Annotated in this window: 21 protein-coding genes and 2 pseudogenes; 17 read left to right on the top strand and 6 right to left on the bottom strand. The window is 54.2% G+C overall.

Features of this window, described 5'->3' with window-relative positions:
• Positions 1-39: 39 nt before the first annotated feature.
• From livH to ugpQ, 10 genes are all read left to right on the top strand, one after another.
• Positions 40-966, top strand: a complete 927-nt coding sequence (gene livH, locus HV243_RS01310) for a high-affinity branched-chain amino acid ABC transporter permease LivH (protein WP_003023435.1) — start codon at positions 40-42, stop codon at positions 964-966.
• The gene (gene livM / locus HV243_RS01315; RefSeq protein ID WP_016157662.1) at positions 963-2,240 is read left to right on the top strand and encodes a branched chain amino acid ABC transporter permease LivM; all 1,278 of its coding nucleotides are present in this window, start codon (positions 963-965) and stop codon (positions 2,238-2,240) included. The genes livH and livM overlap by 4 nt, the downstream gene beginning before the upstream one ends.
• A complete protein-coding gene (gene livG / locus HV243_RS01320; protein WP_003023438.1) occupies positions 2,237-3,004 on the top strand; it encodes a high-affinity branched-chain amino acid ABC transporter ATP-binding protein LivG in 768 nt (255 codons plus the stop codon). Before livM ends, livG begins: the two co-directional genes overlap by 4 nt.
• A gap of 17 nt (positions 3,005-3,021) precedes the next feature.
• A complete protein-coding gene (livF, locus tag HV243_RS01325; protein WP_085951092.1) occupies positions 3,022-3,735 on the top strand; it encodes a high-affinity branched-chain amino acid ABC transporter ATP-binding protein LivF in 714 nt (237 codons plus the stop codon).
• Between the two features lie 101 nt (positions 3,736-3,836).
• Positions 3,837-4,118, top strand: coding sequence for a hypothetical protein (locus HV243_RS01330; RefSeq protein WP_019078125.1), 282 nt, complete (start codon positions 3,837-3,839; stop codon positions 4,116-4,118).
• 248 nt (positions 4,119-4,366) lie between these two features.
• The gene (gene ugpB, locus HV243_RS01335) at positions 4,367-5,683 is read left to right on the top strand and encodes a sn-glycerol-3-phosphate ABC transporter substrate-binding protein UgpB (RefSeq protein WP_053389195.1); all 1,317 of its coding nucleotides are present in this window, start codon (positions 4,367-4,369) and stop codon (positions 5,681-5,683) included.
• A gap of 112 nt (positions 5,684-5,795) precedes the next feature.
• A complete protein-coding gene (gene ugpA / locus HV243_RS01340; protein WP_016154830.1) occupies positions 5,796-6,683 on the top strand; it encodes a sn-glycerol-3-phosphate ABC transporter permease UgpA in 888 nt (295 codons plus the stop codon).
• Positions 6,680-7,525, top strand: coding sequence for a sn-glycerol-3-phosphate ABC transporter permease UgpE (gene ugpE, locus HV243_RS01345; RefSeq protein WP_003023450.1), 846 nt, complete (start codon positions 6,680-6,682; stop codon positions 7,523-7,525). The genes ugpA and ugpE overlap by 4 nt, the downstream gene beginning before the upstream one ends.
• Before the next feature lie 2 nt (positions 7,526-7,527).
• The gene (locus tag HV243_RS01350; RefSeq protein ID WP_016154829.1) at positions 7,528-8,598 is read left to right on the top strand and encodes a sn-glycerol-3-phosphate import ATP-binding protein UgpC; all 1,071 of its coding nucleotides are present in this window, start codon (positions 7,528-7,530) and stop codon (positions 8,596-8,598) included.
• Positions 8,595-9,338, top strand: coding sequence for a glycerophosphodiester phosphodiesterase (ugpQ, locus tag HV243_RS01355; RefSeq protein WP_019078127.1), 744 nt, complete (start codon positions 8,595-8,597; stop codon positions 9,336-9,338). The genes HV243_RS01350 and ugpQ overlap by 4 nt, the downstream gene beginning before the upstream one ends.
• Here the strand turns inward: ugpQ and HV243_RS01360 are convergent.
• Positions 9,335-9,775, bottom strand: a complete 441-nt coding sequence (locus HV243_RS01360) for a DUF2756 family protein (RefSeq protein WP_016154827.1) — start codon at positions 9,773-9,775, stop codon at positions 9,335-9,337. The genes ugpQ and HV243_RS01360 overlap by 4 nt on opposite strands.
• 118 nt (positions 9,776-9,893) lie before the next feature.
• Here HV243_RS01360 and ggt point away from each other — a divergent pair, with 118 nt between their 5' ends.
• Positions 9,894-11,639 carry a gamma-glutamyltransferase gene (ggt, locus tag HV243_RS01365; protein ID WP_046274514.1) on the top strand — a complete coding sequence of 582 codons (1,746 nt, stop codon included), beginning with the start codon at positions 9,894-9,896 and terminating at the stop codon, positions 11,637-11,639.
• Positions 11,640-11,721: 82 nt separating this feature from the next.
• Here the strand turns inward: ggt and HV243_RS25445 are convergent.
• The 3 genes and pseudogenes from HV243_RS25445 to yhhY all read right to left on the bottom strand — a co-directional run.
• Positions 11,722-11,833 (bottom strand): annotated as a pseudogene (locus HV243_RS25445) (hypothetical protein); the annotation flags it as partial.
• Positions 11,828-12,709 (bottom strand): annotated as a pseudogene (locus HV243_RS25685) (hypothetical protein); the annotation flags it as partial. The pseudogenes HV243_RS25685 and HV243_RS25445, both read right to left, overlap by 6 nt.
• Positions 12,710-12,755: 46 nt before the next feature.
• Positions 12,756-13,244, bottom strand: a complete 489-nt coding sequence (yhhY, locus tag HV243_RS01375) for an N-acetyltransferase (protein WP_016154824.1) — start codon at positions 13,242-13,244, stop codon at positions 12,756-12,758.
• Between the two features lie 456 nt (positions 13,245-13,700).
• Here yhhY and HV243_RS01380 point away from each other — a divergent pair, with 456 nt between their 5' ends.
• The 5 genes from HV243_RS01380 (at position 13,701) to gntU (ending at position 18,788) form a co-directional block, all read left to right on the top strand.
• Positions 13,701-14,738 (top strand): oxidoreductase, encoded by a 1,038-nt coding sequence (locus HV243_RS01380; protein ID WP_053389192.1) that lies wholly within the window; start codon positions 13,701-13,703, stop codon positions 14,736-14,738.
• Between the two features lie 123 nt (positions 14,739-14,861).
• Positions 14,862-15,557, top strand: a complete 696-nt coding sequence (yhhW, locus tag HV243_RS01385) for a quercetin 2,3-dioxygenase (RefSeq protein ID WP_016154822.1) — start codon at positions 14,862-14,864, stop codon at positions 15,555-15,557.
• 223 nt (positions 15,558-15,780) lie between these two features.
• Entirely contained in the window at positions 15,781-16,776 is a 996-nt protein-coding gene (gene gntR, locus HV243_RS01390; protein WP_016157654.1) for a gluconate operon transcriptional repressor GntR, read from the top strand.
• A gap of 141 nt (positions 16,777-16,917) precedes the next feature.
• Positions 16,918-17,448, top strand: a complete 531-nt coding sequence (gene gntK / locus HV243_RS01395; protein WP_003023475.1) for a gluconokinase — start codon at positions 16,918-16,920, stop codon at positions 17,446-17,448.
• Positions 17,448-18,788 carry a gluconate transporter gene (gntU, locus tag HV243_RS01400; protein WP_053389191.1) on the top strand — a complete coding sequence of 447 codons (1,341 nt, stop codon included), beginning with the start codon at positions 17,448-17,450 and terminating at the stop codon, positions 18,786-18,788. Before gntK ends, gntU begins: the two co-directional genes overlap by 1 nt.
• A gap of 94 nt (positions 18,789-18,882) precedes the next feature.
• Here gntU and HV243_RS01405 read toward each other — a convergent pair whose 3' ends face one another.
• Both HV243_RS01405 and yhgN read right to left on the bottom strand, forming a co-directional pair.
• Positions 18,883-19,329, bottom strand: a complete 447-nt coding sequence (locus tag HV243_RS01405; RefSeq protein WP_053389190.1) for a hypothetical protein — start codon at positions 19,327-19,329, stop codon at positions 18,883-18,885.
• A 486-nt stretch (positions 19,330-19,815) separates the two neighbouring features.
• A complete protein-coding gene (gene yhgN, locus HV243_RS01410) occupies positions 19,816-20,409 on the bottom strand; it encodes an NAAT family transporter YhgN (protein WP_003023480.1) in 594 nt (197 codons plus the stop codon).
• Between the two features lie 190 nt (positions 20,410-20,599).
• Here yhgN and asd point away from each other — a divergent pair, with 190 nt between their 5' ends.
• Positions 20,600-21,706: an aspartate-semialdehyde dehydrogenase gene (asd, locus tag HV243_RS01415; protein ID WP_053389189.1), complete on the top strand. Its 1,107-nt coding sequence runs from the start codon at positions 20,600-20,602 to the stop codon at positions 21,704-21,706.
• The last annotated feature ends 27 nt before the right edge of the window (positions 21,707-21,733 follow it).

Consider the following 21,733-nt stretch of genomic DNA (forward strand, 5'->3'; position numbering starts at 1 on the left):
CCGCCCGTGTAAAACGGGCGGGTTAAGAAAGGTTACCTTATGTCCGAGCAGTTCCTCTATTTCTTGCAGCAGATGTTTAACGGCGTCACGCTGGGAAGCACCTACGCGCTGATCGCTATCGGTTACACGATGGTGTACGGCATTATCGGCATGATCAACTTCGCCCACGGCGAGGTGTATATGATCGGCAGCTATGTCTCCTTTATGATCATCGCTGCGTTAATGATGATGGGTATTGATTCCAGCTGGCTACTGGTCGCGGCGGGCTTTGTCGGCGCGATTGTGATTGCCAGCGCCTACGGCTGGAGCATTGAACGCGTAGCGTATCGGCCCGTGCGCAGCTCTAAGCGCCTGATCGCGCTGATTTCCGCTATCGGGATGTCCATCTTCCTGCAAAACTACGTCAGCCTGACGGAAGGTTCGCGCGATGTGGCGCTGCCCAGCCTGTTTAACGGCCAGTGGACCGTCGGCAGTAGCGAAAACTTCTCTGCTTCCATCACCACCATGCAGTTGGTTATCTGGATTGTAACCTTCCTGGCGATGCTGGCGCTGACGCTGTTTATCCGTTACTCCCGTATGGGCCGTGCCTGCCGTGCCTGCGCGGAAGACCTGAAAATGGCCAGCCTGCTCGGCATAAATACCGATCGCGTGATTGCGCTGACCTTTGTGATTGGCGCGGCAATGGCGGCGGTAGCGGGCGTACTGCTCGGCCAGTTCTACGGCGTAATTAACCCCTATATCGGCTTTATGGCCGGGATGAAAGCCTTTACTGCGGCGGTACTGGGCGGCATCGGCAGCATTCCTGGGGCGATGATCGGCGGTCTGATTCTGGGGGTCGCGGAAGCGCTCTCCTCTGCTTATCTGAGTACCGAATACAAAGACGTGGTTTCATTCGCGCTGCTGATTTTGGTGCTGCTGGTGATGCCGACCGGTATTCTGGGTCGCCCGGAGGTAGAGAAAGTATGAAACCGATGCATTTTGCAATGGCGCTGCTCTCTGCCGCTATGTTCTTCATCCTGGCGGGCGTCTTTATGGGCGTCCAGTTGGAGCTTGACGGCACCAAACTGGTGGTGGATAGCGCCGCGGATATCCGCTGGCAGTGGGTGTTTATCGGCACTGGCGTGGTTTTTCTCTTCCAACTGTTGCGTCCAGCTTTCCAGAAGGGCCTGAAGAGTGTCTCCGGACCGAAGTTTATTCTGCCGGCGATTGATGGCTCCACCGTTAAACAGAAGCTGTTCCTGGTCGCGCTGCTGGTGATTGCCGTGGCGTGGCCGTTTATGGTGTCGCGCGGTACGGTTGATATTGCCACGTTGACGATGATTTATATCATCCTCGGCCTCGGCTTAAACGTGGTGGTAGGGCTTTCCGGTCTGCTGGTGCTGGGCTACGGCGGCTTCTATGCCATCGGTGCTTACACCTTCGCGCTGCTGAACCACTATTACGGACTCGGCTTCTGGACCTGTCTGCCGCTGGCGGGGCTGGTTTCCGCTGCTGCGGGCTTTATGCTCGGCTTCCCGGTACTGCGCCTGCGCGGTGACTATCTGGCGATTGTGACTTTAGGCTTCGGCGAAATCGTCCGTATCCTGCTGCTCAACAACACTGAAGTGACCGGTGGCCCGAACGGTATCAGCCAGATCCCGAAACCGACCTTTTTCGGTCTGGAGTTCAGCCGTACTGCCCGTGAAGGTGGCTGGGATACCTTCAGCAACTTCTTTAACGTGAAGTACGATCCCTCTGACCGCGTGATTTTCCTTTATCTGGTGGCGCTGCTGCTGGTGGTCTTCTCGCTGTTTGTCATCAACCGTCTGCTGCGTATGCCGTTGGGTCGTGCGTGGGAAGCGCTGCGCGAAGATGAAATAGCCTGTCGCTCGTTGGGCTTAAACCCTACGCGCATCAAGCTGACCGCTTTTACCATCAGCGCCGCGTTTGCCGGTTTTGCCGGTACGTTGTTTGCCGCGCGTCAGGGTTTTGTCAGCCCGGAATCCTTCACCTTTGCCGAGTCGGCCTTTGTGCTGGCGATTGTGGTACTGGGCGGAATGGGCTCACAGTTTGCAGTGATCCTCGCGGCCATCCTGCTGGTGGTGTCACGCGAGCTGATGCGTGATTTCAATGAATACAGCATGTTAATGCTGGGTGGTTTAATGGTACTGATGATGATCTGGCGTCCGCAGGGCTTGTTGCCGATGACCCGTCCGCAGTTGAAGCTGAAAAACGGGGAAGCAAAAGGAGAGCAGGCATGAGTCAGCCATTATTATCCGTCAACGGCCTGATGATGCGCTTCGGCGGTCTGCTGGCGGTAAACAACGTTGAACTGGAGCTGAGACCACAGGAGATCGTCTCGTTAATCGGGCCAAACGGCGCGGGAAAAACCACGGTCTTTAACTGCCTGACCGGTTTTTATAAGCCGACGGGTGGGACGATTAAGCTGCGCGACCAGCATCTGGAAGGGCTGCCGGGTCAGCAAATTGCGCGGATGGGCGTGGTGCGTACTTTCCAGCACGTGCGTCTGTTTCGCGAGATGACGGTGATTGAAAACCTGCTGGTGGCGCAACATCAGCAGCTGAAAACCGGCGTCTTCTCCGGCCTGTTGAAAACCCCGTCGTTCCGTCGCGCGCAGAGTGAAGCGTTGGATCGCGCCGCCACCTGGCTGGAGCGTATTGGTTTGCTGGAGCACGCCAACCGTCAGGCCAGTAACCTGGCCTACGGCGACCAGCGCCGTCTGGAGATTGCTCGTTGCATGGTGACCCAGCCGGAAATCCTGATGCTCGACGAACCCGCCGCAGGCCTCAACCCGAAAGAGACCAAAGAGCTGGACGAGCTGATTGCTGAACTGCGTAACCATCACAACACCACCATTTTGTTGATTGAGCACGACATGAAGCTGGTGATGGGTATTTCCGACCGTATTTACGTGGTGAATCAGGGCACGCCGCTGGCGAACGGGACGCCGGAACAGATTCGTAACAACCCGGACGTGATCCGCGCCTATTTAGGTGAAGCATAATGGTGGTGACGCATAATATGGAAAAAGTCATGTTGTCCTTTGACAAAGTCAGCGCCCACTACGGCAAGATACAGGCGCTGCACGACGTCAGCTTGTATATCAATCAGGGTGAAATCGTGACGCTTATCGGCGCCAACGGTGCGGGAAAAACCACGCTGCTTGGTACGCTGTGCGGCGATCCGCGTGCGACAAGTGGGCGAATTGTCTTTGATGGGAAAGACATTACCGACTGGCAGACGGCGAAAATCATGCGCGAAGCGGTAGCGATTGTTCCGGAAGGGCGTCGCGTGTTTTCCCGCATGACGGTGGAAGAGAACCTGGCGATGGGCGGCTTCTTTGCCGAAAAGGACCAGTTTCAGGAACGCATCAAGTGGGTGTATGACTTGTTTCCCCGCCTGCATGAACGTCGAATTCAGCGTGCGGGCACGATGTCCGGCGGTGAACAGCAGATGCTGGCGATAGGCCGTGCGCTGATGAGTCAGCCGCGGCTGCTGCTGCTTGATGAGCCGTCGCTGGGTCTGGCGCCGATTATCATCCAGCAGATCTTCAACACCATCGAACAACTGCGCGAGCAGGGGATGACAATCTTCCTCGTCGAACAGAACGCTAACCAGGCGCTGAAGCTCGCCGATCGCGGCTACGTGCTGGAAAACGGTCATGTGGTGTTGGAAGACACCGGTGATGCGTTACTGGCTAACGAAGCAGTGCGCAGCGCGTATCTGGGCGGTTAACATTCTCTGAATGGACAAGGGGGCCTGATATGGCCCCTTTTTATTGCTCTATGTTATTATTGAGAATAGTTATCAATAATAACAGTGAACATGGAGAAAGGATGATACGTTCCGGTATCTGCATGATGATTGGCGGTTTGTTTTTGACGCTTTCATCAAATACCCTGGCCTTAACACCGCCAGCGTTCGACCCGCGCGACCCTTCAATCTGGGAAGAGAAACCGGACAACTCGTTAGCCCAGTCCAGCTCGCCCTGTGAAGTGTTCACCACCTCTGTCTGCCCGGGCTGGGAAGATGAGAAATCGGATATTCAGCGCGAACGTGAGCGGCGGGAACAGCAGCGTTTACAGAATGAATATGAACGACGCTGGCGTAAAGATTAATGTTCCTTGTTGGCTGCAACAGATAACGTCATCCTGGCCGGGTAAGACATAGCGCTACCCGGCTTTGTTGTGCACCACCCCGCATTTTCCTGTCACTACGCTTTCACCGCCTTGCCATCTGTTTGTCGCCTTACTATCTTTTTTTTGTAATAAAAAAGTTATTTTTCTGTCATTCGAGCATGTCATGTTACCCCCGCGAGCATAAAACGCGTGATATCGCGCATCCGGCACAACAAGAGAGATAACCGATGATATCGTTACGACATACAGCTTTAGGACTGGCACTTAGCCTGGCGTTTGCAGGTCAGGCTCTGGCCGTCACCACTATCCCGTTCTGGCACTCAATGGAAGGTGAACTGGGTAAAGAAGTTGATTCACTGGCGCAACGTTTTAATGCCGCCAATCCCGACTACAAAATTGTTCCGCAGTACAAAGGCAACTACGAGCAGAGCCTGAGCGCAGGTATTGCGGCTTTCCGTACCGGAAACGCACCTGCGCTACTGCAGGTTTATGAAGTGGGCACGGCAACGATGATGGCCTCGAAAGCCATTAAACCGGTCTATGAAGTATTCAAAGAGGCTGGTATTAACTTCGATGAGTCTCAGTTCGTGCCGACGGTTTCCGGTTATTACACCGACTCTAAAAGCGGACACTTACTCTCCCAGCCGTTTAACAGCTCCACGCCGGTGCTGTACTACAACAAAGATGCCTTCAAAAAAGCCGGTTTAGACCCTGAGCAGCCGCCAAAAACCTGGCAGGATCTGGCGGAATACACCGCGAAGCTGAAAGCAGCAGGCATGAAGTGCGGCTACGCCAGCGGCTGGCAGGGATGGATTCAGATTGAAAACTTCAGCGCCTGGAATGGTCTGCCGGTGGCCACCAAAAACAACGGCTTTGACGGTACTGACGCGGTGCTGGAATTCAATAAACCGGAACAGGTGAAACATATCGCCCTGCTGGAAGAGTTGAACAAAAAAGGGGATTTCAGCTACTTCGGGCGTAAAGACGAGTCTACCGAGAAGTTCTATAACGGGGATTGTGCCATTACCACTGCCTCTTCCGGTTCTCTGGCTGACATCCGCCACTACGCCAAATTCAACTATGGCGTGGGCATGATGCCGTACGATGCCGATGTGAAGGGCGCGCCGCAGAACGCGATTATCGGGGGAGCCAGCCTGTGGGTGATGCAGGGTAAAGACAAAGCAACCTACGAAGGCGTGGCACAGTTCCTCAACTTCCTGGCGAAGCCTGAAATTGCTGCCGAATGGCACCAGAAGACCGGCTACCTGCCCATTACCACCGCCGCGTACGACTTGACCCGCGAGCAGGGCTTCTATGATAAGAACCCTGGGGCTGATATCGCCACCCGCCAGATGCTGAACAAGCCACCGTTGCCGTTCACCAAAGGGCTGCGTCTGGGCAACATGCCGCAGATCCGCACCATCGTAGATGAAGAACTGGAAAGCGTCTGGACCGGGAAGAAAAACCCGCAGCAGGCGCTGGATGCTGCCGTTGAGCGTGGCAATCAGTTACTGCGCCGCTTTGAGCAATCGACTAAATCGTAATGTGAAATGCCGGGTGGCGGCTGCGACTTATCCGGCCTACAAATGCGTGTAGTTTGTAGGCCGGATACGGTGTTTGCACCGCAATCTGGCACCTTCCAGGAAAAGAACCTACATGTCTTCATCCCGTCCGGTGTTCCGCTCGCGCTGGCTTCCCTATTTGCTGGTGGCCCCGCAGTTGGTTATCACCGTTATTTTCTTTATCTGGCCCGCCGGTGAAGCGCTGTGGTACTCACTACAATCCGTTGATCCGTTTGGTCTTTCTAGCCAGTTTGTCGGACTGGAAAACTTTATCGCGCTGTTTCATGACCCGTACTACCTTGATTCATTCTGGACCACCATTAAGTTCAGTACGCTAGTCACGGTAAGCGGTTTGCTGGTGTCGTTATTTTTTGCGGCGCTGGTGAATTACGTGGTGCGCGGCAGCCGTTTTTACCAGACGCTGATGCTGTTGCCTTACGCCGTCGCGCCCGCCGTCGCCGCCGTATTGTGGATCTTTCTGTTTAACCCAGGGCGCGGGCTGATTACCCATTTTCTCGGTGAGTTTGGCTATGACTGGAACCATGCGCAAAACAGCGGTCAGGCGATGTTTCTGGTGGTGTTTGCGTCGGTCTGGAAGCAGATTAGTTACAACTTCCTGTTCTTCTTTGCCGCACTACAGTCTATTCCGCGGTCGCTGATTGAAGCCGCCGCGATTGATGGTGCGGGACCGGTTCGCCGCTTCTTTAAGCTGGCGCTGCCGCTGATTGCACCGGTCAGCTTCTTTCTGCTGGTTGTGAATCTGGTTTATGCCTTCTTTGATACCTTCCCGGTGATCGATGCCGCCACGGCGGGTGGGCCGGTACAGGCGACCACTACGTTGATTTATAAGATCTATCGCGAAGGCTTTGTCGGGCTGGATCTCTCCGCCTCGGCCGCCCAATCGGTAGTGCTGATGTTCCTGGTCATTATTTTGACGGTGGTGCAGTTCCGCTATGTGGAAAGTAAGGTGCGTTACCAATGATTGAGAATCGTCGTGGGCTGACAATATTCAGCCATGCCATGTTGATTATGGGGATCATGGTGATCCTGTTTCCGCTGTACGTCGCGTTTGTCGCGGCGACGCTGGATAACAAAGCAGTCTTTGAAACGCCGATGACGCTGGTTCCCGGCACACAGCTGCTGGAAAACATGAAATACATCTGGGTCAACGGCGTGGGCGTCAACAGCGCGCCGTTCTGGCTGATGATGCTCAACAGTTTCATCATGGCGTTCAGTATTACGGTAGGGAAAATCACCGTCTCTATGCTCTCCGCATTCGCCATCGTCTGGTTCCGCTTTCCACTGCGTAACCTGTTCTTCTGGATGATTTTTATCACGCTGATGCTGCCGGTCGAGGTGCGTATTTTCCCGACGGTGGAAGTGATCGCCAACCTGAAAATGCTCGACAGCTATGCGGGTCTGACGCTGCCGTTAATGGCATCGGCGACTGCGACGTTCCTGTTCCGGCAGTTTTTTATGACCCTGCCGGATGAGCTGGTTGAGGCGGCGCGTATTGACGGCGCGTCACCGATGCGTTTTTTCCGCGATATTGTACTACCGCTGTCAAAAACCAATCTGGCGGCGCTGTTTGTGATCACCTTTATCTACGGCTGGAACCAGTATTTGTGGCCGTTGTTAATTATTACCGATGTCAATTTGGGCACTGCGGTGGCAGGTATCAAAGGCATGATTGCTACTGGTGAAGGCACCACGCAGTGGAATCAGGTAATGGCAGCCATGCTGCTGACGCTCATCCCTCCGGTAATCATCGTGTTAGCCATGCAGCGTGCCTTCGTACGTGGCCTGGTCGATAGTGAGAAATAAAAATGGCTGGTTTAAAACTACAGGCAGTAACCAAAAGCTGGGACGGCAAAACCCAGGTGATTAAACCGCTGACACTGGATGTCGCGGACGGAGAATTTATCGTGATGGTTGGCCCATCCGGCTGCGGTAAGTCAACGCTGCTACGGATGGTGGCCGGGCTTGAACGGGTGAGCGGCGGCGATATCTGGATTGATAATAAACGCGTCACCGAAATGGAGCCTAAGGATCGCGGCATTGCGATGGTCTTTCAGAACTACGCGCTCTACCCACATATGAGCGTGGAAGAAAATATGGCCTGGGGGCTGAAAATCCGCGGGATGGGCAAGGAGCATATTGCCGAACGGGTGAAAGAGGCGGCGCGTATTCTCGAGCTGGGTGAACTGCTCAAGCGTCGTCCGCGCGAGCTTTCTGGCGGTCAGCGCCAGCGTGTGGCGATGGGGCGGGCGATTGTCCGTGATCCAGCGGTATTCCTGTTCGATGAGCCGCTGTCTAACCTCGATGCCAAGCTGCGCGTACAGATGCGTCTGGAGTTACAGCATCTGCATCGCCGACTGAAAACCACCTCACTGTATGTGACGCACGATCAGGTTGAAGCGATGACCCTCGCCCAGCGGGTGATGGTGATGAACAAAGGCATTGCCGAGCAGATCGGCACGCCGGTTGAGGTATATGAAAAGCCTGCCAGCCGCTTTGTGGCGAGTTTTATCGGCAGCCCGGCGATGAATCTGCTGGACGGGCGCATCAGCGCCTCGGGCACCCATTTTGAGCTGGATGACGGCATGACGTTGCCCCTCGGCAGAAGCGCGAGGGAGTCTGGTGGGCGCAACATGACGTTGGGTATCCGCCCGGAGCATATTGCGCTAAGCTCGCAGGCCGAAGGCGGCGTGCCGTTGGTCGTCGACACGCTGGAAATGCTGGGAGCGGATAACCTGGCACACGGACGTTGGGGTGAGCAAAAGCTGGTGGTGCGACTGGCGCATCAGCATCGCCCGACGGCAGGCAGCACGCTGTGGCTGCATCTGCCAGAAAATCATCTGCATCTTTTTGATGGCGAAACAGGACAACGCGTATGAGTAACTGGCCTTACCCCCATATCGTCGCCCATCGCGGCGGCGGTAAGCTGGCACCGGAAAACACCCTGGCGGCGATCGACATGGGGGCGCGATACGGGCATACCATGATTGAGTTTGACGCTAAATTGTCGAAAGACGGTGAGATCTTCTTGCTGCATGACGACAACCTGGAACGCACCAGCAATGGTTGGGGTGTGGCAGGCGAGCTGAACTGGCAGGATTTATTGCGCGTGGACGCCGGTGGCTGGTTTAGCGGTGAGTTTAAAGGCGAACCGCTACCGCTGCTCTCGCAAGTGGCCGAGCGCTGCCGTCAGCACGGTATGATGGCGAATATTGAAATTAAACCCACCACCGGCACCGGAACGTTAACCGGCAAAGCCGTAGCGCTGGCCGCTCGGGAACTGTGGGCGGGAATGACACCACCGCTGTTGTCATCCTTTGAAATTGACGCGCTTGCAGCGGCGCAGCAGGCGGCGCCTGAACTGCCGAGAGGCTTACTGCTTGATGAGTGGCGCGAGGACTGGCGTGAGCTGACAACGCGGCTGGGTTGCGTCTCTATTCATCTTAATCACAAGCTGCTGGATGAAGCGCGCGTGGATGCGCTGCGCGACGCAGGGCTGCGTATTCTGGTGTATACCGTCAACCGACCCCAGCGCGCGGCGGAACTGCTGCGCTGGGGAGTGGACTGCATCTGTACCGATGCCATTGATACGATTGGTCCGGATTTCCAGCCCTGTTAAGGCCCAATTGTTTTTAACGGAACGTTAGGCTGCGGCGTGCTGGAGGGCTTCAGCATGTCGCCGTTCTTTTTCTCCGACAGCATATGTTGCTTATTCAGCGAGCTGTCCGGGTTACGGGGTCCACTTAACATCCCACCGTTGCTGTTGGGCAGCATTTGCTGCTGGCTGGAATTAAACTCGCCAGGCTGAGACTGAAGGACGCGCTGGGAGTTGGAATTGATTTGGTTTTCCATATGCTGTTGTTGCATACGCGTCTGCGTTTGCAACTGCTGATTGAGCATCCCTTTCTGCTGAATCTGCTGCGATTGCATTTGGGTTTGCATACGCTGCTGGCTCGGGATCTGATAACCGGGTTGATTCGGGTTATTCATGGTGTTGATGGGCTGTGCAAAGCCTGCAAACGGCAACAGCATGGCTAAAAGTAAGAGTCGTTTCATCGCTTTTCTCCTCTCGGGGATCTCTTAAGTTTACTCCTTTCTCGCCGTTACGATGATTATTTCAGAGTTATGCACCAGGCTTAGTGGGGGCTGACCCCCATACATCTGGAGAATAACGATGATAAAACCGACGTTTTTACGCCGGGTAGCCATTGCTGCTCTGCTCTCAGGAAGTTGTTTTAGCGTTGCGGCCGCTCCGGCTGCGCCGCCGCCGGTATCATACGGTGTTGAGGAGGATGTGTTCCATCCCGTGCGTGCACAGCAGGGGATGGTGGCCTCCGTGGATGCGCTTGCCACTCAGGTGGGGGTGGATATTCTTAAACAGGGTGGGAATGCCGTCGATGCCGCCGTGGCCGTTGGCTACGCGCTGGCGGTGACGCATCCCCAGGCGGGCAATCTGGGGGGTGGCGGTTTTATGCTGCTGCGTACCAAAGACGGTAACACCACGGCGATTGATTTTCGCGAAATGGCCCCTGCTGGCGCGACCCGCGACATGTTCCTTGATGAGCAGGGCAACGCCGATGCGAAAAAGTCGCTGACGTCGCATCTGGCATCCGGTACGCCAGGTACCGTCGCGGGTTTCTCGCTGGCGCTGGAGAAATACGGCACGATGCCGCTGAACAAAGTGGTACGTCCGGCGATGAAGCTGGCGGAAGAGGGCTTTGTGGTTAATGACGCACTGGCCGACGATCTGAAAACCTATGGCAGTGAAGTGCTCCCTAATCACGAGAACAGCAAAGCCATTTTCTGGAAAGACGGTGAGCCGCTGAAAAAAGGCGATAAGCTGGTGCAAAAGAACCTGGCGAAAAGCCTGGAAATGATTGCCGAAAGCGGCCCTGATGCGTTTTATAAAGGCGCTATTGCCGATCAGATCGCCGGGGAAATGCAGAAGAACGGCGGGCTGATGACCAAAGAGGACTTAGCCAGCTATAAAGCCGTGGAGCGTACGCCGATTAGCGGTGACTATCGCGGGTATCAGGTCTTCTCCATGCCGCCGCCGTCCTCTGGCGGTATTCACATCGTGCAGATCCTCAATATTCTTGAAAACTTTGATATGAAGAAATACGGGTTTGGCAGCGCCGACGCCATGCAGGTCATGGCTGAAGCGGAGAAGTATGCCTACGCTGACCGCTCGGAGTATCTGGGCGATCCCGATTTTGTGAAAGTGCCATGGCAGGCACTGACCAACAAAGCCTATGCTAAAACGCTTGCCGATCAGATTGATATCAACAAGGCTAAGCCTTCCAGCCAGATTAAACCTGGCAAGCTCGCCCCGTATGAAAGCAATCAGACCACTCACTTCTCGGTGGTGGATAAAGACGGCAATGCCGTGGCGGTGACCTATACCCTGAATACCACCTTCGGGACCGGTATTGTGGCGGGTAACACTGGCATTCTGCTCAATAATGAAATGGACGACTTCTCTGCCAAGCCGGGCGTACCGAACGTATACGGTCTGGTAGGCGGCGATGCCAACGCGGTCGGACCGAAGAAGCGTCCGCTGTCATCTATGTCGCCGACTATCGTGGTAAAAGATGGGAAAACCTGGCTGGTTACCGGCAGCCCAGGCGGGAGCCGAATTATCACTACTGTGTTGCAAATGGTGGTCAACAGCATTGATTTCGGGATGAACGTCGCCGAAGCGACCAATGCACCACGCTTCCATCATCAGTGGTTGCCGGACGAGCTTCGCATCGAGAAGGGCTTCAGCCCGGATACAATCAAGCTGCTGGAGCAAAAAGGACAGAAAGTGGCGCTGAAAGAAGCGATGGGCAGCACGCAGAGCATTATGGTTGGACCGGATGGCGCACTGTATGGCGCGTCCGACCCGCGTTCCGTGGATGATTTAACGGCGGGTTACTGAGGATAATGGCCCTCTTCGCTGGAAGAGGGCCGGTTTGGAAGGCCCAATGGCAGTTATTATAATTCTTTGTCTCCAGGTAACCTTAGCTTCGTGTTGTTTTGCTCTTTTCGTAGTCTTGTAAATATTTCTCCAGCGGCCAGGCAGTGCCTAAACCAACGATTTCACCGCTATCTTTTATCGATGATGAATGGCGCATATCGCTGCAGCGATTCAGACCAGCGGAATATTTGGCTGCTTTTATCCTGCAGGTTTACTCGCTCTAAATCATAAAACTCGTGCGTTTTTGCCGAACGCATTTTGAGGATATATTTACTTTCGCTGATGTCGTGCTGTCTTGTACCGTCTTTATTCCACTCTCCGGCGATGTCCGTATATTGATAAACAAGGTCGGAATACACGTTGATTATCCTGTTATCTTTGATCGCATAGAGCTCCAGCACTTCATAAAATGCGCCGCCGCCGGAATACGCCTCAGAGTATCCACCGCGCACCCCAAACGCCAGCGTATCGGGTGCGATCCGGTACGGTGCCAGATCCAGTTTTGTATAATAGGCCAGCGGTCTGACGGACTCATCATCGCTCTCTTTTTCGGCGGTTTTATTCCACTCAGAGAGTTGGTTTAATGGTTTTTCCGAGCGTGCAATCGGCGTTAGCTGTTGGTTCTGCCAGGAAAAAACGCCGAGATATAATTTATTGGCGCGCCCGTTGCTGTAGTTTTCCGGACAGTTGTTATCCGCGTATTTCTTTGCCTGCCCGGCGTCGGCCGGATTGTCGGCGAAACAGGCGACACCGATATATTTGCCGTCTTTGCCCCAGGCTTTGGCACCCGTGAGGATCAGGTTGTCAGGATCTTCATTCGGCGCAACCCAGGCAATCCACGCGTTCTCAGATAATCCCTGTGGAAGCTCGCCAAATCCTTTGGCAGGGGTTGCTCCCGCCATTTGCTCAGCAAAAATCTGTTTACCTTCCGGGTGTTGAATAGCGCTGGGCACGGAATCGAGATTTTGTACGGTAGTGGCGAAAGCAGGGGAGAGTGCTGCCAGCAACACCAGGAGAAGGTACTTTTTCACTCTTGCGTCCTTTCAATAAGAAGGGCGATAAGACTCGCCCTTAATTTTATTTCATACGCGCCATAAAGTAGGCATCCACGTATTCACCGTTGCGCAGGCCGTATTTCTTACCTGTGCCTTCGATTTCAAAGCCGTATTTCTTATACACCGCCACGGCCGGCTCATTATCAACAAATACCGTTAGCTCAATACGCTCGACGCGCAGCCAGTTGTCGCACATGTCGATCATCGTGCGAATCAACGCGCTGGCAACGCCGCGATTGTGCCACCGAGCATCCACGCAGATACCAAAATCGGCCACATGGCTGCGGCGCGGACGCTGCGCGACCTCAATACAGAGATGCCCCACGACGATATCGTCAATACAGGCAACCAGTTGTTTGACCCCGGCTTGCTCGGTTAGCCTCGCTTGCCACATCTCGAGGGAAGGATGAGGAACCTGTAGCGTGTTGTGGTACACCTCCGGCTGGGCGTGGATCTGACGAATTGCGTCGTAATCTTTCGGTTCAGCGTGGCGTATCACTATCTCACTCATTCCTTATCTCCAGCAGGGTTAATTGTGTATTTACACTCGCTGAGAAAGAAAATTCCGTCAACTGCATTTTTTTGTAAAAAGAAGTAGACAAGTGCGAATGAGAATGATTATTATTGCTCTGCGTTCAGGGGAACCCCTACGGAGAACCTGAAAGCACGACATTGCTCACATTGCTTCCAGTATTACTTTAGCCAGCTTTTGCTGGCTTTTTTTTTGAGGTTTTGTGTCTGCCTGGCTTACTTGCCATTTCGTCCCCGGGAAGTGCTCGTGCTCCTCACGTACATTTAGTACGCTCCGGGCCCTGCGCGCTTGCCGTGAACAAACTGCCTGCGACGCCGACGGCCGATCCTGTCGCCCTGTGGTGCAGTTCAAGCGCCATCCGGCAAAGAATCCAACATTCAGTCTCCAGCCGCTTTGCGCTATGGTGTAGACAATCACCTTCGAAAGGATCGTCTCATGACCTTACACTGCGCATTTATTGGTTTTGGTAAAAGCACCACTCGCTACCATTTGCCGTACGTCCTCAACCGCAAAAATAGCTGGCATGTCGCGCACATTTTTCGCCGCCACGCCAAGCCGGAAGAGCAGACGCCACAATATTCACATATTCACTTCACCAGTGACCTTGACGAGATCTTAAACGATCCGCAGGTGAAGCTGGTGATCGTCTGTACCCATGCTGACAGCCATTTTGAATACGCCAAACGCGCGCTGGAAGCGGGTAAAAACGTGTTGGTTGAGAAACCCTTCACGCCGACGCTTGCGCAAGCAAAAGCACTGTTCGAACTGGCGCAAAGCAAAGGGCTGACCGTTACGCCATATCAGAACCGTCGTTTTGATTCCTGCTTCCTCACCGCTAAAAAAGCGATTGAGAGCGGCAAGCTCGGCGAAATTGTTGAGGTTGAAAGCCATTTCGATTACTACCGCCCCGAGGCGGAAACCAAGCCGGGACTGCCGCAGGACGGCGCATTCTATGGTCTGGGCGTACACACCATGGATCAGATTATCTCGCTGTTCGGTCGTCCCGATTGCGTGGCCTATGACATCCGCAGCCTGCGCAATAAAGCGAATCCGGACGATACCTTTGAAGCACAGCTGTTCTACGGCTCTCTGAAAGCCATTGTTAAAACCAGTCACTTGGTGAAAATCGACTATCCGAAGTTTATCGTTCACGGTACCAAAGGCTCGTTTGTGAAGTACGGCATCGACCAGCAGGAAACCAGCCTGAAGGCCAATATCATGCCAGGTGAGCCAGGTTTCGCGGCTGACGATTCCATTGGGATGCTGGAGTACGTCAATGATGACGGCCTGACGGTAAAAGAAGAGGTGCAGCCGGAAGTGGGGGACTATGGTCGCGTCTATGATGCGCTTTACCAGACGCTGACAACCGGTACGCCTAATTACGTCAAGGAATCTGAAGTTCTTACCAACCTGGAACTCCTCGAACGCGCCTTTGAACAGGCTTCTCCGGCGACGATAACTCTCGCCAAATAGCTTGCGCAGACTCCACTGGGCTTGTTCATTTTTTTTGAACAGAGGAGTCAATTTTCACCCTCTATGATCCCCGGCGGATTGAGTCCACACTTACTCCATCGAAAACATCTGGGGGTGAACACAATGATCTACTTACGCAAAGCTAATGACCGTGGCCACGCTAATCATGGCTGGCTCGATTCCTGGCATACCTTCTCTTTTGCCAACTACTATGACCCAAACTTTATGGGGTTCTCGGCACTGCGCGTGATTAACGATGACGTGATCGACGCAGGTCAGGGCTTTGGCACTCACCCCCATAAAGACATGGAAATCCTGACTTACGTGCTGGAAGGCGCGGTGGAACATCAGGACAGCATGGGGAACAAAGAGCAGGTTCCGGCCGGTGAGTTCCAGATAATGAGCGCCGGGACGGGGATCCGTCACTCGGAGTACAACCCGAGCAATACTGAGAAGCTGCATCTGTATCAGATTTGGATCATGCCGCAGGAAAACGGTATTACCCCACGCTATGAGCAGCGCCGTTTTGATGCCGCTCAGGGTAAACAACTGGTGCTGTCGCCGGATGCCCGTGATGGCTCGCTGAAAGTGTACCAGGATATGGAGCTTTACCGTTGGGCACTGATCAAAGATGAGCAGTCGGTGCATCAGATTGCCGCTGAACGCCGCGTCTGGATCCAGGTAGTAAAAGGTAACGTGACAATTAACGGGACCAAAGCGACCACCAGCGATGGTCTGGCAATCTGGGATGAGCAGGCCATTTCTATTCATGCCGACAGCGACAGCGAAGTGTTGTTGTTTGATCTGCCGCCAGTATAAAAATACACGGCATCCTTCAAGCTGCATCTGTGTTGGCTTTCCTCGCTCACCCCGGTCGCGTACTTAATGTACGCTCCCGGGGATTTACTGCGTCGCCGCCTTGATGCAACTCGAATGATTTTGTGTATTTCTCACAATAAAAAACTCCTTTTTTTCTCTGCGAAGGTTCACGCACGTCCGTGGTAAACTGGGGGAATCTATCCCTTTTTAACGCTTCAGGACGATGAAAAAGAAAAGACCCGTACTTCAGGATGTAGCCGACCGCGTGGGCGTGACCAAAATGACGGTCAGCCGCTTTTTGCGTAACCCGGAGCAGGTCTCCGTGGCGCTGCGGGGCAAAATTGCCGCTGCACTTGATGAGCTGGGTTATATTCCCAATCGCGCTCCTGATATCCTTTCTAACGCCACCAGCCGCGCTATCGGCGTGCTGTTACCGTCTCTCACCAACCAGGTTTTTGCTGAAGTGCTACGCGGCATTGAGGCTGTCACTGACGCTCATGGTTATCAAACCATGCTGGCGCACTACGGCTATAAGCCTGAGATGGAACAAGAGCGTCTGGAATCGATGCTGTCGTGGAATATTGATGGCCTGATCCTCACCGAACGTAGCCATACGCCCCGTACGCTGAAAATGATTGAGGTTGCCGGTATCCCAGTGGTTGAGCTGATGGACAGCCAGTCCCCATGTCTTGATATTGCCGTGGGCTTCGACAACTTCGAAGCCGCGCGTCAGATGACAGCCGCTATCATCGCCCGCGGGCACCGTCATGTTGCCTATCTTGGCGCACGCCTTGATGAACGTACTATCATCAAACAGAGAGGCTACGAGCAGGCAATGCGCGATGCCGACCTGGTGCCGTACAGCGTGATGGTGGAGCAGTCCTCTTCCTACTCCTCCGGTATTGAACTTATCCGTCAGGCGCGGCGTGAATACCCGCAGCTCGATGGTGTCTTTTGTACCAACGATGACCTGGCGGTAGGGGCGGCCTTCGAATGCCAGCGTTTAGGGCTGAAAATCCCTGATGACATGGCGATTGCCGGATTCCACGGTCACGACATCGGGCAGGTGATGGAGCCGCGTCTGGCGAGCGTGCTCACGCCGCGTGAACGCATGGGCAGCATTGGCGCAGAACGTCTGCTGGCGCGCATCCGCGGTGAGGCCGTCACACCTAAAATGTTAGATTTAGGTTTCACCTTGTCACCGGGCGGATCTATTTAAGCCAACAAGTTTGAAGTAGCTCACACTTATACACTTCGAGCACGAATGGATATTGCTTCTCTATTTATCCGGCTGGACAATGTTACCGATAACAGTTACCCGTAACAATTTCCTGATTCTTGTACCAGTGGGGGCAACGCTTTGAGCACGACTAATCATGATCACCACGTTTACGTTCTGATGGGCGTATCGGGCAGCGGTAAATCTGCTGTCGCCAGCGAAGTGGCGCATCAACTGCAGGCCGCGTTTCTTGATGGCGATTTTCTCCATCCGCGCAGCAACATCATGAAAATGGCTTCTGGTGAGCCACTCAACGATGACGACCGCAAACCGTGGTTACAGGCGTTGAATGACGCCGCCTTTGCGATGCAGCGTACCAACAAGGTTTCGCTGATCGTCTGTTCCGCCCTGAAAAAAGTCTATCGCGACCAGTTACGCGACGGTAACCCGAACCTCTCTTTCATCTATCTGAAAGGGGATTTTGACGTTATCGAAAGCCGCCTGAAAGCGCGTAAAGGCCACTTCTTCAAAACGCAGATGCTGGTGACCCAGTTTGAAGCGCTGGAAGAACCGGGTGCGAATGAAAACGATGTACTGGTGGTCGATATCGATCAACCACTGGACGGTGTGGTCGCCAGCACCATTGAGGTTATTAACCAGGGCAGTAAGTAGTGAGTACATTAACGCTTGTTTTAACAGCAGTAGGGTCCGTTTTATTACTGCTGTTTTTAGTGATGAAGGCGCGTATGCACGCCTTCGTTGCTTTGATGGTGGTATCCATTGGTGCAGGTCTCTTTTCCGGTATGCCGCTCGATAAAATCGCGGCGACCATGGAAAAAGGGATGGGAGGCACGCTCGGTTTCCTGGCGATTGTTGTGGCGCTGGGGGCGATGTTCGGCAAGATTTTGCATGAGACCGGAGCTGTCGATCAGATTGCCGTCAAAATGCTGAAATCCTTCGGTCACAGCCGCGCACATTATGCGATTGGCCTGGCCGGTCTGATTTGCGCGCTGCCGCTGTTCTTTGAGGTGGCGATTGTGCTGCTGATTAGCGTGGCATTCTCAATGGCGCGCCATACGGGGACAAACCTGGTTAAGCTTGTGATCCCGCTGTTTGCGGGGGTGGCGGCTGCTGCGGCATTCCTGCTGCCTGGGCCTGCGCCGATGCTGCTGGCCTCTCAGATGCACGCCGACTTTGGCTGGATGATCCTGATTGGCCTGTGTGCCGCGATTCCGGGCATGATTATCGCCGGGCCGCTGTGGGGGAATTTCATCAGCCGTTACGTCGAGCTGCACGTACCGGAAGATATTTCCGAGCCGCATCTGGGCGAAGGCAAAATGCCGTCCTTTGGCTTCAGCTTATCGCTTATCCTGCTGCCGCTGGTACTGGTGGGGCTGAAAACTATCGCCGCACGCTTTGTTCCGGTCGGTTCTACAACCTATGAATGGTTCGAGTTTATCGGTCACCCGTTTACCGCGATTCTGGTTGCCTGTCTGGTGGCGATTTACGGTCTGGCGGTACGCCAGGGCATGCCAAAAGACCGCGTGATGGAGATCTGTGGCCATGCGCTGCAGCCGGCGGGGATTATTCTGCTGGTGATTGGTGCGGGCGGTGTGTTCAAACAGGTTCTGGTTGATTCTGGCGTCGGTCCGGCGCTGGGCGAAGCGTTAACCGGTATGGGCCTGCCGATTGCTATCACCTGCTTCGTGCTGGCGGCGGCGGTGCGTATCATTCAGGGTTCCGCGACTGTGGCCTGCTTAACGGCGGTCGGTCTGGTGATGCCGGTGATTGAGCTACTGAACTACTCCGGTGCCCAGATGGCGGCACTGTCTATCTGTATCGCGGGCGGCTCTATCGTGGTCAGCCACGTTAACGACGCCGGTTTCTGGTTGTTCGGTAAATTTACCGGTGCGACCGAAGCGCAAACGCTGAAGACCTGGACGATGATGGAAACTATTCTCGGCACGGTCGGTGCGATTGTCGGTATGATTGCCTTTCAGCTGTTGAGCTGATGGCATTGCCCGGTGGCGCTTGCGCTTACCGGGCCTGGAAACGAGCACACATCCACACCGTAGGCCGGGTAAGCGCAAGCGCTACCCGGCTTTTTTATAGCACGACCAGCCCTTCTTCTGTTTTCAGCCAGCGCGGCGCTTTTAGCGTATCGGCGAAATAGCCCACCAGATCCTGCAGTAAGTCACCCGTCACTCGTTCCATCTCGTCAGACAGCGTTTTACTCATCAGCAGGTGCGTTAATAACTGACAGTAGCGCCCCATTTGGTCTGGTTCCGGCTCGAAAAGGGGAAAACGGGTCGGGAATGTTTCTACCGTCAGGCTCGCTTGCAGATGCTGCGGTACAGACTCCGTTAAGGTCGGTTGCAATAACGCGAGACAGGCCGACAGACGTGCACAAATCGCCAGTTTTTCAACCGGGTCATGGCATTCAACCAGCCCTTCGACAAAACGCTCGCAGTTATCCGCCAGTTCGGTGAAATCCGTGGCAGGGCTAAAGGGCAGGGTAAATAAAGAGTGTGAAAAGAGAGGGGTAGTCGCCATAGGGCAGCCTCCAATGAGTCAAATTTTACCGCCACCTAAGGGACCAACCTTTTGGTGGCGGGCTGAACGGAGTTGGTCCTACCGGCCTCATTGGATACCGGCGCGTCTTACGACGCCACCGTCCAGCCCACCATTGAGGTGTAGCTGGTCGCACGACAAAAGTGAATTTTATCGCGAATGAGGTAATCAGGGGACCAATCCTGGCACCTGATTTTGCAGGTGCAGCGAGAAGATAATGCCAATCCGCGATGCTGACAAGAGGGCATTCCGGAATGCACCTCGCAGAAATGAAAATACGTTTTTTCAGCGAGTTAAAAGCGTAAGGAATACCTGAAATTACAGCGGTGCCGGAGAGCCTGGATTGTTAAGGGGGTTGCGTAGCCCCCTTAACACGTTCACTGGTGACGAGATCTCAGAGAAGTAATGAGCATAACGTGAACGGAACTGTTCTCCGGGTAACATGCTATCTGAGCCAAAAAGGGGAGATTACCCCTTCATCCACATCCGTACGCCGTCGAGGAACATCTGGGTAGCCATCATCACCAGAATCAGCCCCATCAGGCGCTCCAGTGCGTTAACCCCTTTCTCGCCCAGCAGGCGTAAAAACAGCGAAGACTGCAGCAAAATCACAAAAGTACCACCCCAGGCGATCAGCAGAGCAATCACCAGATGCCCCATCTGGTTCGGATACTGATGTGATAACAGCATTAATGAAGCCAGGATTGTTGGACCCGCTACCAGCGGAATCGCCAGTGGCACGATAAACGGCTCTTCGCCTGCCGGAAGCCCGGTGCTATTCCCGGTGGCGCTGGGGAAAATCATCTTAATGGCGATCAGGAACAAAATGATGCCCCCGGAGATCGATACGGTTTCCGCGCGCAGGTTAAGAAATGCCAGTATTTTCTCGCCAGCAAACAGGAATATCAGCATCACCAACAGCGCAATGAACAGCTCGCGAATCATAATCGCGCGGCGGCGTTTCGGTTCGGTATGTTTCAATACGGACATGAAAATGGGCAGATTTCCGAGCGGGTCCATAATAAGGATCAATAAAACTGCCGCTGAAATGATTTCATTCATAACTCAAATTCCCTTACTATTACCGCGGACTTTCTGCTTGCTTGCGCAGCGGGATAAGTCGCATTACTGATGGCTTCGCTATCATTGATTAATTTCACTTGCGACTTTGGCTGCTTTTTGTATGGTGAAGGATAGGCCAGTAGGATACTGGTTAGCATACACAGCACACATCTCTGCAGGAAAAAACGCTATGAAAAATGTTGGTTTTATCGGCTGGCGCGGTATGGTCGGCTCTGTTCTCATGCAACGCATGGTTGAGGAGTGTGACTTCGACGCCATTCGCCCTGTTTTCTTTTCTACTTCCCAGCTCGGGCAGGCGGCACCGACATTCGGTGGAACCACGACCGGCACGCTTCAGGACGCTTTTGATCTGGATGCGCTGAAGGCGCTCGATATCATCGTGACCTGTCAGGGCGGCGATTATACCAACGAAATCTATCCAAAGCTTCGTGAAAGCGGTTGGCAGGGTTATTGGATTGACGCGGCCTCTTCGCTGCGCATGAAAGACGATGCCATCATCATTCTCGATCCGGTTAACCAGGATGTCATCACTGACGGCCTGAACAAAGGTATTAAGACCTTTGTCGGCGGTAACTGTACCGTTAGCCTGATGCTGATGTCCCTCGGTGGCCTGTTTGCCAATGACCTGGTTGACTGGGTTTCTGTGGCGACCTATCAGGCGGCCTCCGGCGGCGGCGCGCGCCATATGCGCGAACTGCTGTCCCAGATGGGTCATCTGTATGGCCATGTGGCCGATGAACTGGCAACCCCTTCCTCTGCTATTCTCGATATCGAACGTAAAGTGACGACCCTGTCCCGCAGCGGTGAACTGCCGGTTGATAACTTTGGCGTACCGTTGGCCGGTAGCCTGATTCCGTGGATCGACAAACAACTTGATAACGGTCAGAGCCGCGAAGAGTGGAAGGGACAGGCTGAAACCAACAAAATTCTTAACACCTCTTCCGTGATCCCGGTTGATGGTCTGTGCGTGCGCGTCGGTGCGCTGCGCTGCCACAGCCAGGCGTTCACCATTAAACTGAAAAAAGATGTGTCTATTCCGACCGTGGAAGAACTGCTGGCAGCGCACAATCCGTGGGCCAAAGTCGTGCCAAACGATCGGGATATCACCATGCGTGAGTTAACCCCGGCGGCCGTTACCGGCACGCTGACCACGCCAGTAGGCCGTCTGCGTAAGCTGAATATGGGACCGGAGTTCCTGTCAGCCTTTACTGTGGGCGACCAGTTGCTGTGGGGTGCTGCGGAGCCATTGCGCCGTATGCTGCGTCAGTTGGCGTAATGTGGGACGGCCTGATGACGCCACGTT

Origin of the sequence: Citrobacter sp. RHBSTW-00599 (assembly GCF_013784065.1) — a bacterium.
Taxonomy (GTDB): Bacteria; Pseudomonadota; Gammaproteobacteria; order Enterobacterales; family Enterobacteriaceae; genus Citrobacter; species Citrobacter braakii.

Excerpts from the sequence above, each read along its gene's own strand:
- livM (WP_016157662.1), top strand. The coding sequence starts at position 963 with ATGAAACCGATGCATTTTGCAATGGCGCTGCTCTCTGCCGCTATGTTC.
- asd (WP_053389189.1), top strand. The coding sequence starts at position 20,600 with ATGAAAAATGTTGGTTTTATCGGCTGGCGCGGTATGGTCGGCTCTGTT.
- ugpQ (WP_019078127.1), top strand. The coding sequence starts at position 8,595 with ATGAGTAACTGGCCTTACCCCCATATCGTCGCCCATCGCGGCGGCGGT.
- livH (WP_003023435.1), top strand. The coding sequence starts at position 40 with ATGTCCGAGCAGTTCCTCTATTTCTTGCAGCAGATGTTTAACGGCGTC.
- HV243_RS01380 (WP_053389192.1), top strand. The coding sequence starts at position 13,701 with ATGACCTTACACTGCGCATTTATTGGTTTTGGTAAAAGCACCACTCGC.
- gntR (WP_016157654.1), top strand. The coding sequence starts at position 15,781 with ATGAAAAAGAAAAGACCCGTACTTCAGGATGTAGCCGACCGCGTGGGC.
- livF (WP_085951092.1), top strand. The coding sequence starts at position 3,022 with ATGGAAAAAGTCATGTTGTCCTTTGACAAAGTCAGCGCCCACTACGGC.
- HV243_RS01405 (WP_053389190.1), bottom strand. The coding sequence starts at position 19,329 with ATGGCGACTACCCCTCTCTTTTCACACTCTTTATTTACCCTGCCCTTT.
- yhgN (WP_003023480.1), bottom strand. The coding sequence starts at position 20,409 with ATGAATGAAATCATTTCAGCGGCAGTTTTATTGATCCTTATTATGGAC.
- HV243_RS01360 (WP_016154827.1), bottom strand. The coding sequence starts at position 9,775 with ATGAAACGACTCTTACTTTTAGCCATGCTGTTGCCGTTTGCAGGCTTT.
- HV243_RS01350 (WP_016154829.1), top strand. The coding sequence starts at position 7,528 with ATGGCTGGTTTAAAACTACAGGCAGTAACCAAAAGCTGGGACGGCAAA.
- ugpA (WP_016154830.1), top strand. The coding sequence starts at position 5,796 with ATGTCTTCATCCCGTCCGGTGTTCCGCTCGCGCTGGCTTCCCTATTTG.
- yhhW (WP_016154822.1), top strand. The coding sequence starts at position 14,862 with ATGATCTACTTACGCAAAGCTAATGACCGTGGCCACGCTAATCATGGC.
- ugpE (WP_003023450.1), top strand. The coding sequence starts at position 6,680 with ATGATTGAGAATCGTCGTGGGCTGACAATATTCAGCCATGCCATGTTG.
- ggt (WP_046274514.1), top strand. The coding sequence starts at position 9,894 with ATGATAAAACCGACGTTTTTACGCCGGGTAGCCATTGCTGCTCTGCTC.
- HV243_RS01330 (WP_019078125.1), top strand. The coding sequence starts at position 3,837 with ATGATACGTTCCGGTATCTGCATGATGATTGGCGGTTTGTTTTTGACG.
- livG (WP_003023438.1), top strand. The coding sequence starts at position 2,237 with ATGAGTCAGCCATTATTATCCGTCAACGGCCTGATGATGCGCTTCGGC.
- ugpB (WP_053389195.1), top strand. The coding sequence starts at position 4,367 with ATGATATCGTTACGACATACAGCTTTAGGACTGGCACTTAGCCTGGCG.
- yhhY (WP_016154824.1), bottom strand. The coding sequence starts at position 13,244 with ATGAGTGAGATAGTGATACGCCACGCTGAACCGAAAGATTACGACGCA.